Source organism: Enterococcus sp. DIV0756 (assembly GCF_051710745.1).
GTDB lineage: Bacteria > Bacillota > Bacilli > Lactobacillales > Enterococcaceae > Enterococcus_A.
In genome coordinates this window covers 175,028-190,012 of sequence record NZ_JBIOLF010000001.1, presented here as the reverse complement: position 1 = coordinate 190,012, position 14,985 = coordinate 175,028, and the positions used below count along the sequence as shown (strand labels likewise).

Here is a 14,985-nt window from a genome sequence, read left to right as displayed (position 1 = left end):
TCACTTTTTTGCTAATTGGCGATACACATCCAGCATGTCTTCAGAGAATTCTGATGCGAATCCTCGCGCTGCATCAATGAGCTGGTTGCATCTGGCAAAATAAATATGGAAATAAATTTGTGAATCATCTTCTAGAATCCTCGCGATTGCTGAAGCATAATTCGTAATCAACATTTCCTTAAGTTCCTCATCTGATTCTCCAAAAATACCAATAAAGTCCAATCCACATTCAACGAAATACAATTCTACCTCAATCAATGCTCGTTGATTTTGACAGCTTCTACGAAATTGCCGCAACAAATCTTTAGCCTGAACCAATGAACGGTCGACTTTATCATGCGGAAAAAAGGCATGTTCTAATTTTTTTTTGGTCGTTTCTGCCAGGCGCATTCCATAATCATCCCCCAAGAAACGTGAATCAACGATTTGTTGAGCAACCTCCGAATGTTTGTATATCTGACAGATCAATTCATTTAATTGTTTTTCATCCGCTTCTTGAAGTTTCTCGCGCAAACCTGAAATCGTCAGTTCCATACCGCAGCCTCCCATTCATTTTATTTTAATCTTAATTTAACTTATTTCAAATGAAAAGAAAAGAGCTTTTGACTACTATTCTAGTCAAAAGCTCTCTGTTTCAATAAATATTTTGGGTAAAAACTTAAATAGCCAGCTCTAATAGAGTTATTAAACTTTTCGTTCCTTCAGCCAGGTTTTTCTGGTTTCACCGAGAATCAACGGCACTGTTTCATAAGTAACCTCACTGTATTCAATTCCAAACCAACGTTCAGGAGTTACTGTATGACGTTTGATTGCCAAACGTGCTTGCATGACCTGACGATCCCATTTATCAATTCTGGTCATATTCGATAATTCTTCCTGAATCATCACAAAACGAAAGTCTCCTACTTGACGGCCTGGGGTCAAGGAATAATGCTGTGGTTGTTTAGGCAAACGGCCTTGTTTCATCAAATCGTGAATCACTTGACGTAGATACACGTTTACGTCCTGCGCAATCCGGAAGCCCAAATATAATTTGACTTTAACAATAAAATCCGTCCCCATCATATCAATACTGTATTCTTCTGTATAGGGTTCATCGGTAACCTCAACATTCACGAACCAATAAACTTTTGCTCGTTTTAATCGTTTATCCAAAATAGAGTAAATGAACTGTTGTGGAATTGCGTCTCCTTCTAATCGAGGGACTAGAAAAACAACATTGGTTTGATAATAAGGAATCTTATCATCGTCATGGAGTTCCTGTAATTGCGGCAAATAATCTTTGAAATAAACATCTTGGCTGGCATTTTCCTGAACTCGATTACTGCGATGCCAGATATACATCACACTTAATATCAGCAGTGCCATGATCACCGCCACGAAACCACCATGGAAAAACTTGGTGACACTTGATATAAAGAAGAAACCCTCCAATATACCAAAGAAAATCAGCATCAAGCTAGCTAAGATTCGGGATGTGCCATTTTGCAATAGATAATGATAAAGCAAGAACGTCGTCATCAGCATTGTTACCGTGATTGACAGACCATAAGCCGCCTCCATGTGGCTAGAAGTGCGGAAAGTCAAAACGATCGCTGAACATGCCGCCCATAAAATCATATTGATCGCCGGAATGTACATTTGTCCGATACTTTTCCCGGGATAAATAATTCGCATTCGAGGCAACAGTTTCAGTTTAATCGCCTCAGACACTAGTGTGAACGATCCAGAAATCAACGCCTGCGAAGCAATAATCGCGGCGATTGTCGCAAACACAACACCAAAAATCATCCACCCGTCAGGTAAAATTTGGAAAAAAGGATTTAAATTTTCAATTGCTTCAATTGAAGCATTACCTTGTGCATGTAAAATCCATGCTGCTTGCCCCGCATAGTTTAGCATTAAACAAAGCAAGACGTACGGCCAACTAAAGTGGATATTTTTCTTTCCAACGTGTCCCATGTCAGAATATAAAGCTTCCGCACCTGTGGTCGCCAAGAAAATACTACCTAAAATAAATATCCCCATCTTATTGTCAGGATTGAACAATAAGTGGATCGCATAATATGGATTCAAGGCTTTAATTACACTAAAATCATACGGAATATTCAAAATACCCATTAGACCCAAAAACGTGAACCATAGAAACATGACCGGCCCAAAAGCTTTACCGACAAAATCCGTTCCAAATCGTTGAATCAAAAACAAAAAAAGCAGAATGACTAACGTAATAATTACAATAATATTTTGATTATTCCCAAACTTTTGATAAAAATCGGGAATCCCTCGCAGCCCTTCGATTGCTGTTGTTACCGTTACAGCAGGTGTCAACACACCATCGGCCAGCAAAGCAGCCCCACCAATCATAGCAGGGACGATTAAATATTTTCCGCCCTTACGCACTAACGTATACAAGGAGAAAATCCCGCCCTCACCGTGATTGTCGGCCCTTAAGGCAATCAATACATATTTGACTGTAGTTAGAAGCATAACAGTCCAAAAAACTAAGGATACTGCACCAAGGACAAAATCCTTAGTCACGGTGCTTAGTCCCCCGTTTTCTTCTAGGATAGCTTTCATTACATATAAAGGACTCGTTCCGATATCGCCGTATACGACGCCCATCGCAATCAGTAAGCCCGCTGTTGAAAGCTTTTTGATATGATCTTTCTTTTTTTCCATTTCGCACACTCCTGTTACAGCCACTCGCTGAATCGGTATTAATAATCTATTTAAAAAGTTTTAGATTGGTTTTGCTATTCGTAGGTAAATTTTTCCATGAACGCCTGTGACTTCTCTAAAATTATGAATGTCTCAATATTTAGTAAAGTTTGTTTAGTAATTACTCGTTTTAAACAGTAAAAACCAGAATTGACAAAAAAAGACCTAAACAACAGCTCTCACTATTGTTTAGGTCTGGCAAATTATCTCTTAGACCAGCGCTGCGCACTAGTTGTTGATCTAAAAGCATAGAGCATGCTCTATGTCGCTACTCCCCTAAAACTTATCCGTATTATCCTGTTTCCAGAGAGAAATGTCAAAGAATAACCTCAATGGTCACACTATTTTTCTGCTTTTTTGCTTTCTTCTTCCTTCAATAAGGCTTTACGAGAAGCATTTACACGTCCTTGACGATCAATTTCCGTCACTTTAACAAGTACTTCGTCTCCTAATTTCAAGACATCTTCCACCTTATTCACACGTTCATTCGCAAGTTGTGAAATGTGAACTAAAGCATCTTTACCCTTAATCAAGTTCACGAAAGCACCGAATTTTTCAATTCGAACGACTTTTCCTAAGTATACTTCGCCAACTTTGACTTCTTTTGTCAACTCTTCGATGATCTTAATTGCTTTTTTGATCATGTCCGCATCCGAAGAAGCAATACTTACGTTACCGTCTTGATCGATATCAATCTTAACGCCGGTTTCATCAATGATTCCGTTGATTGTATCGCCGCCTTTACCGATAACTGTTTTGATCTTATCTGGATCGATTTGGATCATTTCAATCTTCGGTGCGTACGGGCTTAATTCTTCCCGTGGTGCAGCAAGTGTATCCGTTAAGACCTCTAAAATTTCCATCCGCGCTTGTTTCGCTTGAGTCAACGCCTCAGAAAGGATTTGTTCAGTGATTCCTTGGATTTTAATATCCATTTGCAATGCAGTGATACCATCTTTTGTTCCGGCAACTTTAAAGTCCATGTCGCCAAGGTGGTCTTCAAGACCTTGGATATCTGTCAAAATCGTATAGTTTTCGCCATCAGATACAAGACCCATAGCAATCCCAGCTACTGGTGCTTTAATTGGCACACCAGCGTCCATCAATGCCAACGTACCCGCACAGATACTTGCTTGAGAAGAAGAACCATTTGATTCCAATACTTCCGCTACTAAACGAATTGTATAAGGGAAATCTTCTTCACTTGGGATGATTTGTGCCAATGCACGTTCGCCTAATGCTCCGTGACCGATTTCGCGACGACCAGGTGAACCTGCACGTCCAGTTGATCCAACAGAGAATTGCGGGAAATTATAATGATGGATGAATCGTTTGCTTTCAACAGATCCTAAACCATCAATAATTTGATGTTCGCCTAAAGGAGCTAAAGTACAAGCAGATAGAGCTTGCGTTTGTCCCCGTGTAAATAAACCAGAACCGTGAACGCGTGGTAAAATACCTGTTTCAGCAGCCAGTGGACGGATTTCGTCTAATTTCCGACCATCAGGACGAATTTTATCAATAGTAATCAATTCGCGAACCACATCTTTTTCAAGATCCTCAGCGATTTGTTTAACTTCTTTAGTAATTTGAACCAAGTCTTCTGTTTCAACATTGGCAAATTTTTCAGCATAGACTTCTTTAACGGTTTCTTTGACCTTTTCAATCTCGTCTTCACGCGCCAACTTGTCCATGGTCATTACAGCTGTTTTCATGGTTTGATAATAGCCATCGAAAATTTCTTTTTTCAAGTCTGCATCGACTTGTAATAAAGAAACTTCCATTTTTTCTTTGCCGACCGCCGCAACGATTTCAGATTGGAAAGCAACCATTTCTTTGATTGCGTCAAAACCGAATAGCAAAGCACCTAACATATCTTCTTCTGATACTTCTTTTGCACCAGATTCTACCATGTTAATGGCTTGATTCGTACCAGCAACGGTTAAATCAATATCTGAAGCTTCGTGTTGTTCTACAGTTGGGTTCAACACGTATTCACCATTTACACGACCCACATCAACACCTGCGATTGGTCCGTCAAATGGAATATCAGAAATTGCTAACGCCAATGAAGAACCAAACATCGCTGCCATTGCAGGTGAGCAATCTTGTTCAACACTCATGACGAAGTTCGTTACTTGAACTTCATTACGGAACCCTTCCGCAAACATCGGACGAATCGGACGGTCGATCAAACGAGCAGTTAGTGTCGCTTCAGTACTTGGACGTCCTTCACGCTTGATGAAGCCGCCTGGAATTTTACCTACCGCATACATTTTTTCTTCATAGTTGATCGTTAATGGGAAAAAGTCGAAATCTTTCGCTTCTTTTGAGGCAACTGCTGCACTCAATACGACTGTGTCACCATAACGAACTAAAACTGCGCCATTGGCTTGTTTGGCAAGTTGACCGATTTCAACTTGCAGAGGGCGTCCGCCCCAAGTGGTTTTGAAAACTTGTTTTTCTGACATAACTTCTCCTTTGCCCTTTGACCAGTGCGACGCTACTAAACAAATGGAAATAGCGAAAAGCTTCGCTTCTTGCATTTGGTTAGTAGAGTGACAACACGCTAATCAAAGGTTTTTTATTTTTTCTGAGTCAAGCTCAGGATTGTCTCTGCTAAATTTACTATAATCAAACTTTACAAACTGGGGAAAGTTTAATTAGCAGCTAGCTCATTACTACTGTATGAATTTTTCTAACGTAAAAATTCAGTTGATTTTCGTACGCATAACATTAGGCTAAACTGCCTGTTCAATACAGTGCATAAAACAATGGCTAGAACTCAACCTTTCGCTACTGCGAAAAGCCTAACTGTCAAAAAAAGTGAGATTCCTAGGAACCTCACTTTTAATAGTAGTACGAATTAACGACGTAGTCCTAGACGTTGGATTAATTCACGGTAACGTTGTACTTCGTTCTTACGTAAGTAAGCTAACAAGTTACGACGATGACCAACTTTTTTCATTAGACCGCGATATGAATGGTGGTCTTTTTTGTGGACACGTGCGTGCTCATTTAGTTGATTGATTTCTTCCGTCAATACAGCGATTTGTACTTCTGGAGAACCAGTATCTCCTTCATGGCGAGCAAATTCATTGATGATTTCGTTTTTACGTTCTTTTGATAATGCCATGGTTTTCACCTCTTCCTTTTTTCTTCCTACGACTGAGTAGAGCGTTGGTGAATCGCCCAACCAAGTGATAGGTGGTGCGCTGTGCACACTCTAACACTTTACTCGATTTGTATTAAAAAATCAAGCTGTATAGCAATTTAAAGGCGACTTTTAGAATCATTACAATTTTTTAAAGAACGATAGTTAGAAAAACAGTTTTTTTACCTTACTTACTTTTTGTGTTAAACTAACGTGATGAAATCATGTCTTGAGAGGAGATTTTTTAATGATCACAATGGATGATATTATTCGGGAAGGCCATCCGACCTTACGGGCAGTTGCTAAAGAAGTCCCGATTCCTCCAACTGCTGAAGATGTGGCGCTTGGAAAAGAAATGCTGCAATTTCTTAAAAATAGCCAAGATCCTGTAAAAGCAGAAGAATTAAACCTACGTGGCGGTGTTGGCTTAGCCGCGCCCCAATTAGATATCTCAAAACGGATCATTGCCGTGCATGTTCCTAGTGTCGATCCTGAAAAACCAGAAAATGGCATTAGCACTGTGATGTATAATCCTAAAATTTTGAGCCACTCGGTTCAAGAAGCCTGCTTAGGTGAAGGCGAAGGCTGTCTGTCAGTTGATCGCGAAGTACCTGGCTACGTCGTTCGTGCTGCTCGCATCACTGTTTCTTATTTTGATGCAGAAGGCGAAAAGCACAAAATTCGACTAAAAAATTACAATGCGATTGTCGTCCAGCATGAGATTGATCATATCAATGGAATCATGTTCTATGACCACATTGATGAGCAAAATCCATTGCGTCTAAAAGATGGTGTTTTGGTAATCGAATAACAGCTAGTTCGTTTAAGGTGTTCATTTTCCGATGAAAAATGAATGCTTTTCTCACTACACGTATCATCGAACTAAACAACTTGTTTCTTTTAAAGAACTTAAACCGTTAAATTAGTCTCACATAGTAGGTACCTGTAAAAAGTTCGACTGACAAAAGCCGTCACGTTTATGCGTGACGGCTTTCTTCATATAAAATACCTTTTTCTGAAAGGGCTTGTTTGATTTCGGTCAGATCCTCTAAAGTACCATAGGCAATAGTATGTAGATGAATACCTGCCGTCAATTCAGATAAAAGCGTGACTTTTAGTCGTTCAGCTTCTGCAACGAAAGCATCCACCTCTTGATGCGTTGTTAAATGTAATCCTCCGACCAATTCTCCATATAACGGGTGCTCAACCACGACGTCAACGATTTCGCCACCGTGTGCCACAATTGTATGCAACTCTTCTGCTGTCTGTTCAGGAGAATGCTGGACAGCGATTTTACTGATTAATTTTTCTGATTCCCGCTCCAACAAATAACCTCGTGCAGTAGCAATGATGTTTTCTCCCGCTGCTCTTAATAAGGCGACATCGCCGACTACGATTTGACGACTCACCCCAAACTCTTTCGCAAAACTCGTTGCGCTGATGGGCTTCTCAGCTTGCTGAAGTGCTTCTAAAATCTCGGCTTTGCGTCTCTCGCCATCGATCATGCTATTTCAACCGCCCTTCTTGATAGTTTCGTGATTGCTTCATAATGTCTTTAAACGTTTCAACAATCGTCTCGCGATAATTCTCATCCTTTACTAAGTTTGCGACTTTCTCCAAAACTGCCTCCTCACGATTTGTGTCTAATACAGCTTTTTGGTTTTTCGCTTTATAGGCAGTTACTTCACTGACAGCTGACATCCGCTTTTCTAATAATGTCACAATTTCCTGATCGATCCGATCAATTTTTTTTCGTGCATTGGTCAATGCATCCGTACTATTTTCCTCTTCGATTGTTTTTAGAATCCGCGCAGGATTTCCACCAACCACGACATTGTCTGGAAAAGACTTCGTTACCACAGCTCCTGCTGCTACAACCACATTGTCCCCTAGAGTTACTCCAGGTGTTACTACGGCCGAACCACCGATCCAAACATTATTGCCGATCGTAATTGGCTTACCAAATTCTTGCCCGCTATTGCGCTTTCCAGGCTCTAGCGGATGACTAGCCGTATATAATTGAACACTAGGCCCAAACATACAGTTATCGCCAATCGTAATCGGACAAATATCTAAAAAGACATTGTGGAAATTGCAATAGAAATTCTCTCCCACAAAAATGTTATAGCCGTAATCAAAAGAGATTGTCGGTTCTACATAGACATGATTCTTAGTCCCGCCAAATGTTTGCTTGACATATATTTCGCGTTTTTCCTTATCTGTTTCTTGATTGATTGCCCGTAATTTTAGACGTGCCTCTTTTCGATCTGCGACTAATTCAGGATCGCCTGCAAAATACAATTTACCAGCAATCATCTTTTCTTTTTCCGTTAACTCCACACAGTTCCCTCCTCATTGATCGTCAATGGACGTTGTCCGATAGTACACAAAAGCACTATACTTTTTCAAAAACCGCCGTTCCATTTGTCTGCACGAAATAGTACTCGCCTGCTAATTGGATGGGGGTTTGATTGATTACTAACACTTTGGCGTCTTTGCTTTTTTCATAAATTAAATCACAAAACGGATGAACTTGAAAGCTTGTCCCAACAATCACTATAAGCTCAGCATTTTTCACTGCCTCAATCGCCTGTTGAATCACAGCCTCTTCAAAGCCTTCACCGTACAAGACAATCTTCGGACGAAGTTGACCGCCACACTCTTTATGGCGATCACTTTGCAAATAGTCCTGCCACGCCACTGGCTGCTGGCACTTACGACAATAGCAAGCATAAAGCGATCCATGAAAATTCACTAAATGTTGGCTTCCCGCAGCCGCATGCAATCCGTCAATATTTTGTGAGACCACCCAGACATCCTTCGTATTCTCCATCTGTGCCATCTTTCGATGAATACTATTGGGACGTGCGTCTTCATGGTATAAGTGTTTAACAAATTGATAAAACTTTTCCGGTTCACGAACTAAACATTCCTTGCTTAGTAGATACTCCGGTGCTTCAAGTCCATGATATACACCCTGCAATGAACGATAATCCGGTACTCCAGAAGGCGTGGAAACCCCCGCGCCTGTTAAAAATGTTATCTTTGCGCTTTGTTGAAGCCTTTTTACCGCTTGATCCACTGTGATTTCCATTTTCATCACCTCAAAAATCAGTATAGTATAAATATAAAGAAAAATAAAAAGCCCTCGCTTATCGTCGCGTTCACTCTTGAGACTATTGTATCTCTTCTCCAGTATTTCTTTATTCGTAGAGGAAACATGAACCTTTTATCAAAAAGAAAAAAATTGTCTCTTTATTCGAAAAAATATCCTTTATTGAATTTTTTTGTCTCCCTGAACAAATTAATCTAGATAAATTAAAAAAATTGCTCAACTTTTTTGTTCGTTCCAAATGATTTCCATTGACATTTTCATTTCCAGCCTTTAGACTGTGAAACATAATAACTGAATACGAGATGCCTCAGAACAATGAGGTAGAGGTCGCGAACCTTATTAACCCTATGGAGTGCAGAGACACGTTGAAATAGGACTAGGAAGTTTCGCCGAAATATACAGAATTCTCTTTGTTTTGTATGTTGGGACGCAAGCGAATAACTTGCGGACTGTCTTAGCAGTGATGCTAAGTTGCGCTATGTTTTTGTGAGAGGGAACATCATCTTCTTATTATCTGCAAGCGGCCTTATACACAAATCGGCGGCTTTTTTTGTTGCAGATTTTCAAAGACAGCCCTACCCAATCTCGTAATTTCAAGAAAGGGAGAAATTATGAATAGAAGAAAATTTTCAGTTATCGCACTTATCGCATTATTTATTTCATTTCTGGGTACCCCGTTAGTCACTCAAGCAGATGAAAAGACACCTGAAGGAGAATTACGGGTCGGTATGGAAGCTGGCTATGCTCCTTTCAACTGGACACAAAAGGATGATCGGAATGGCGCTGTGCAGATTCAAGGCGATAAAGCTTATGCCGGCGGTTACGACGTACAAATGGCGAAAAAAATCGCCGATAAAATGAATCGTAAATTAGTCATTGTCAAAACGGAATGGGATGGTCTTTTGCCAGCCCTGCAATCAGGAAAAATCGATGCAATCATCGCCGGTATGTCGCCAACGGCTGAGCGCCGTAAAGAAGTCGACTTTTCGGACCCTTATTACGAATCACAGTTAGTTATCGTCACACGAAAAGACACGAAATATGCCAAAGCCACGTCAATCAAAGATTTTGCTGGTGCAAAAATCACTGCCCAGCTAAGTACATTCCACTATGATGTCATTCCTCAGATTCCCGACGTGAACAAACAGGAAGCCATGGATAACTTCCCCGCTATGCGTGTTGCGTTGGAATCAGGAACAATCGATGGGTATGTCAGTGAACGACCTGAAGGGGTCACTGCTGAAAGTGTCAACCCTGACCTGAAAATGGTGGAATTTGACAAAGCAAATGGGTTCCAAACAAATCCTGAAGATGTTCAAGTATCAGTAGGTATGCGCAAAGGCGACTCAAATATGGCGCAGGTCAATCAGATTCTATCGAGTATCCCGCAGGATGAACGAGTACAAATCATGGATCAGGCCATCAAAGATCAGCCTGCTACCGATGAAACACAAAGCGACTCTGGGAAAAAAGAAAATGTATTTGTTCGTATCTTAAAGCAAAACGGATCGATGTTTTTACGTGGAACAGGAATGACCTTGTTACTTGCGATTGTGGGTACAACCGTTGGAACCTTGATCGGTTTGCTAATCGGGGTCTTCCGGACCATTCCTGAATCAGATAACTCCGCAAAACGCGGCTTGCAGAAAGTTTTCGGCTGGTTACTAAACGCCTACATCGAAATTTTCCGTGGCACACCAATGATCGTTCAATCAGCCGTAATCTACTACGGAATCGCCATGGCCTTTGGAATTGACTTAAATCGGACGGCTGCTGCTTTGTTTATCGTTTCAATCAACACCGGTGCTTACATGTCAGAAATCGTTCGTGGTGGAATCTACGCTGTCGATCAAGGTCAGTTTGAAGCGGCACACGCCATCGGAATGACACATGGACAAACGATGCGCAAAGTAGTCTTACCGCAGGTACTACGCAATATTTTACCAGCGACTGGGAATGAATTAGTCATCAATATCAAAGATACCTCTGTTTTAAGTATCATTTCTGTTTCTGAATTGTTCTTCCAAGGGAAGTCTGCTGCTGGAACAAATTACATGTTCTTCCAGACCTACTTCATCATTTGTGTAATCTACTTCGTATTGACCTTCACAGCGACTCGTATTTTACGAGTAGTTGAGAAGAAAATGGATGGCCCTTCAGCCTATGTCCGTTTAGATGATGTTGATGTAGCCGTTGGCGAAGATAAATAGTTTAAAGGAGGATCATTATGAGCAGTATCATTGAAATTGAACATTTGAAAAAAAGCTTCGGCGACAATCTCGTCTTAAAAGATATCAGCATGAATGTCAACAAAGGCGAAGTCGTGACCATTATCGGCGCGTCTGGCTCCGGTAAATCGACTTTCCTGCGTTGCATCAATTTACTCGAAACACCAACGGACGGAAAAATCATGTATCAAGGAGAAAATGTTCTAGCTCCAGGATACAATTTACCAAAATACCGAACCCACCTAGGAATGGTGTTCCAGTCTTTCAATCTCTTCAATAATATGAATGTTTTACAAAATTGTATGAGTGGTCAAGTGACAGTTCTAGGACGCAAAGAAGAAGAAGCCAAAAAAATCGCATTGGAAAACTTAGAAAAAGTAGGCATGGATCGATTTGTCGATGCAAAACCTGCGCAACTGTCTGGTGGTCAAAAACAACGAGTTGCAATTGCCCGTGCTTTATCAATGAATCCGGAAGTCATGCTCTTCGACGAACCAACTTCTGCCCTTGATCCAGAAATGGTCGGGGATGTTTTACAGATTATGAAAAAATTAGCAGAAAGCGGCTTGACGATGGTCATTGTCACTCATGAAATGGCCTTTGCCAAAGAAGTTTCTGATCGCGTCATCTTTATGGATCAGGGAGTGATCGCTGAACAGGGCGCCCCTGAAGACATCTTCGGCAATCCAAAAGAGGCGCGTACCAAAGAATTCCTGCATCGTGTGTTACATCCGCAAGTATAAAAAAGCGGCAGAAGTTTTCAGCTTCTGCCGCTTTTTTTATGTCCAATGACCTTTTGATAATACTCATCTGCCTTACGATAGGAAACGATCCAAATTCCGGAAACCAAAAAACGTCCGAAGATTCCCAATGGCGGAAAAATAAAAACACCCGCTAAAACAGCTAAATTGATTAACATCGATAGTTTGCTTCGCTGATCCCGTTTCAAAACGATTGTCACATGACTGTTAGAATCATTGGCTCGAATCAATTGCTTCGACAATACACCATACGAAAAGCTCCACATCGTAAAAACCGCTACATACAAAAATTCCGGCCAAAAGTGGTCAGGATTACGACCTACCCAACTAGTTACTGCTGGGCACAAAGTTAGCCAAAATAACCAAAAAATATTTGCCCAAATGACACGGTAATTTATTTTTTCAGCCATCTGCATCATCCGATGATGATTCACCCAGATCACGGCAACAAAAATGAAACTAACGATATACGCAAACAAGGTATTCGTTATACTCAATAATGAAGCCAGTGATGGCGCGTCTGGTATCTGAATATTTAAAACCAAAACGGTTAGAACGATCGCAACGACACCATCCGTAAATGCTTCTAAACGCGACTTTGTCATTTTTTCACCTTCTTTCTTAGAATAGCATGAAAATTGTTTTTCCCTGTATAATATTACTCACTTTTTACTAGTTAATAACTGACAGGTTTTGGTAAATAAAGTACAATATAGAAGAAATATGCTTAAAAAAATTCAGATTAATGATCGGATTTAATAAAGGAGGAAAACAGATGTTATATGAGGAACTTATGTTTGATGCGTCGCTCCTCTTACGTTTTAATATCTTTAAATATTTAAACCAATCTACCAAAAAAATTCTTGCGATCAGTCAATTGTCAGAAGATTTAGATTTAAATTATCAACAAAGTGTCATCGAATTAAATGAGATAGATCAAGAATTAGCAGAAATTCGTCCGAGTCACGAAACAATCATGATGCGTGCCGGAAAGCTGAATCTAGAAAATCTCAATGCCACAATTGATGAATATCGGTACCATTTATTGCAGCAAGCTGTACCTTTCCAGTTTATCCTATACTTTTTAAATGAAGAAAATCCAACAATCGAGCAATTTTGCGAAAAGTATTTTGTGAGTCGTTCCACAGTCTCCCGCAAGATCGATAAATTAAAGAAACACTTGAAACGCTTTAATATCCGCTTTACATATACAGAAGCCGGTATGTCCGGCGATGAACGTTTAATTCGTTTAGCCCTATTTGATCTTTTGTGGCTTGGCACTCGTGGAATCGAATGCCCAGTAAATGTCGATCAACAGCAATTAATGAACATTGTTGATACCTATAAAGATTATTTTCCATTATCACGAACCTACTTTGGTACCCAAGAAATCAAATTGTTTACCAGCATTAATATGGTTCGAGTAAAGAACAAGAAATTTACCAAATATGATCCGCGATACAATTTCTTGATGAAGGATAATCCTTATTATGACTTCACTTCCTTACGCGATTTAGTAGATGTACCGATGACAACTCGCCAATTAAAGGGCGAGACAAGTTTCATTTATTTCTTGGCTCATTATTCACCCTTCTATACGATCCGTGATGATCAAAGTATGAAACAAACAATTCATGATTTTGATACACGACCAAATCCAGTGAATGATTTTGTAACTGAATTTCGAAACTTTGCCAAAAAGGCACTTTTCCCTGATCGGCCTGAAATAATGGATGACCCATTAGTAGTTTCAAACATGTTGAATATCACCTTTGGTTACTTCATTTTCCGTCAGCCGTTCCCTAGTATGATTGAATTGGTTTTGGATCCAAATGCCAAGCAAACTAGAGGCGAATATATTTTATTCCAAAATATTCAAAATTTCATGCAATTGACAAAAGAAAATCCAACCTTTGGGTTTATTAGTTCGATTCATCCAATGATTACGCGTGCCTTTAAGCGACTATTATTGCCTTACTTTAATCAATTTCCTTACGCTCACAACCTTAAAGTTGGTGTTGCATTAGAGCACAATGCGATCTTCGTGCGGGATCTATATCGTTTCCTTGAGGACCTGCGCTTTATTGATGCTGAGCCTTACGATGTATCGTTGAAGGATGATTATGATTTGATTATCAGCTCTTCCTCATTAATAAAAAAGGAAAAACCAAATATTCAATTGTTCCAATTGGATTTCCCATATACAAAAAATGAACTCGTCCCTTTATACATCGAATTGCGTAATATTTACGATAAGAAAAATCGAGTGTATGAATAAATTTCTATATGCACTCTTAAAAGAGAAGCCAACAGTTTTTGTTCCGCTGTTGACTTCCCTTTTATTTTTTACTTCATTAAATTATTGGGTTAAGAAAATATAACAACTCATTCACTGAATATAAGTTAGAGATTTTACTCAATTTTAAAATATCCATGTGAGAGTATATAAGTTTTAGTGAACTTTATTTTTTATAAAATTAATGGTTTCGCTAGTCTTTCATCATATTTTATTCATATCTAGTTGCTATTATATAAGCATACCAACAAACAACCCTAACACTTTTTCATTTTTTAACTCCTTTGCTCGTCGGCCACCCACCGACGAGCTCTTTTTTTGAAAATAAATTATAATATTTTTACTGCGTTAATTAATATTCAATTCCTTTATAAAATTTTTAATTTTCAAACATTCATCGTTCACACTTTTTTCACATATCGTTGCTATTATATATGTATACCAACAAACAACCCTAACACTTTTTCATTTTTTAACTCCTTTGCTCATCGGCCACCCACCGATGAGCTCTTTTTTTCTTCAATTGAATGTTAAAAAAAAGCTCGAGGAACCCGCGATGAAAATAAGAACACTTCTTTCTTACGAATATACGAACAATCATTTAACCACCTTTGGTTATTCACAACTTTATTTCGACCTACTTTTTTTGATCTTCTGCCAAGCTTCGTTCATAAATAATTCACAACTCGTTGCTATTATATAAGCATACC

Annotated in this window: 12 protein-coding genes and 1 riboswitch; of the genes, 4 read left to right on the top strand and 8 right to left on the bottom strand. The window is 39.5% G+C overall.

What is annotated here, in order from left to right; translation table 11 throughout:
• The 4 genes from IGI44_RS00905 to rpsO all read right to left on the bottom strand — a co-directional run bounded on the left by IGI44_RS00905 (position 1) and on the right by rpsO (position 5,857).
• On the bottom strand, positions 1-534 hold the full coding sequence (locus IGI44_RS00905; protein ID WP_438785888.1) for a hypothetical protein: 534 nt from the start codon (positions 532-534) through the stop codon (positions 1-3).
• A 150-nt stretch (positions 535-684) separates the two neighbouring features.
• Complete coding sequence (locus IGI44_RS00900; RefSeq protein ID WP_438785887.1) at positions 685-2,682, bottom strand: KUP/HAK/KT family potassium transporter; 1,998 nt, start codon at positions 2,680-2,682, stop codon at positions 685-687.
• Positions 2,683-3,062: 380 nt separating this feature from the next.
• Positions 3,063-5,192: a polyribonucleotide nucleotidyltransferase gene (pnp, locus tag IGI44_RS00895; RefSeq protein WP_438785886.1), complete on the bottom strand. Its 2,130-nt coding sequence runs from the start codon at positions 5,190-5,192 to the stop codon at positions 3,063-3,065.
• Between the two features lie 395 nt (positions 5,193-5,587).
• A complete protein-coding gene (gene rpsO / locus IGI44_RS00890) occupies positions 5,588-5,857 on the bottom strand; it encodes a 30S ribosomal protein S15 (RefSeq protein WP_088934178.1) in 270 nt (89 codons plus the stop codon).
• 265 nt (positions 5,858-6,122) lie between these two features.
• On the opposite strand from rpsO, the gene def reads away from it, so the two are divergent.
• On the top strand, positions 6,123-6,686 hold the full coding sequence (def, locus tag IGI44_RS00885; RefSeq protein ID WP_438785885.1) for a peptide deformylase: 564 nt from the start codon (positions 6,123-6,125) through the stop codon (positions 6,684-6,686).
• 166 nt (positions 6,687-6,852) lie between these two features.
• On the opposite strand, the gene IGI44_RS00880 is transcribed toward def, so the two are convergent.
• Genes IGI44_RS00880 through IGI44_RS00870 form a run of 3 tightly spaced genes read right to left on the bottom strand, consistent with a single transcriptional unit; the run spans position 6,853 to position 8,969 of the window.
• Complete coding sequence (locus tag IGI44_RS00880; protein ID WP_438785884.1) at positions 6,853-7,380, bottom strand: transcription repressor NadR; 528 nt, start codon at positions 7,378-7,380, stop codon at positions 6,853-6,855.
• Between the two features lies 1 nt (position 7,381).
• Positions 7,382-8,215 carry a chorismate mutase gene (locus tag IGI44_RS00875; RefSeq protein WP_438785883.1) on the bottom strand — a complete coding sequence of 278 codons (834 nt, stop codon included), beginning with the start codon at positions 8,213-8,215 and terminating at the stop codon, positions 7,382-7,384.
• 55 nt (positions 8,216-8,270) lie between these two features.
• Positions 8,271-8,969 carry an NAD-dependent protein deacylase gene (locus tag IGI44_RS00870; RefSeq protein WP_438785882.1) on the bottom strand — a complete coding sequence of 233 codons (699 nt, stop codon included), beginning with the start codon at positions 8,967-8,969 and terminating at the stop codon, positions 8,271-8,273.
• A gap of 334 nt (positions 8,970-9,303) precedes the next feature.
• Positions 9,304-9,477, top strand: a riboswitch (Lysine riboswitch).
• Positions 9,478-9,601: 124 nt separating this feature from the next.
• On the opposite strand from IGI44_RS00870, the gene IGI44_RS00865 reads away from it, so the two are divergent.
• Together IGI44_RS00865 and IGI44_RS00860 are read left to right on the top strand one after the other, a co-directional pair.
• Entirely contained in the window at positions 9,602-11,200 is a 1,599-nt protein-coding gene (locus IGI44_RS00865) for an ABC transporter permease subunit (RefSeq protein ID WP_438785881.1), read from the top strand.
• 17 nt (positions 11,201-11,217) lie between these two features.
• Positions 11,218-11,961 carry an amino acid ABC transporter ATP-binding protein gene (locus IGI44_RS00860; protein ID WP_438785880.1) on the top strand — a complete coding sequence of 248 codons (744 nt, stop codon included), beginning with the start codon at positions 11,218-11,220 and terminating at the stop codon, positions 11,959-11,961.
• A gap of 17 nt (positions 11,962-11,978) precedes the next feature.
• On the opposite strand, the gene IGI44_RS00855 is transcribed toward IGI44_RS00860, so the two are convergent.
• The gene (locus tag IGI44_RS00855) at positions 11,979-12,584 is read right to left on the bottom strand and encodes a TMEM175 family protein (RefSeq protein WP_438785879.1); all 606 of its coding nucleotides are present in this window, start codon (positions 12,582-12,584) and stop codon (positions 11,979-11,981) included.
• Positions 12,585-12,754: 170 nt separating this feature from the next.
• Here IGI44_RS00855 and IGI44_RS00850 point away from each other — a divergent pair, with 170 nt between their 5' ends.
• Positions 12,755-14,257 carry a helix-turn-helix domain-containing protein gene (locus IGI44_RS00850; protein ID WP_438785878.1) on the top strand — a complete coding sequence of 501 codons (1,503 nt, stop codon included), beginning with the start codon at positions 12,755-12,757 and terminating at the stop codon, positions 14,255-14,257.
• The last annotated feature ends 728 nt before the right edge of the window (positions 14,258-14,985 follow it).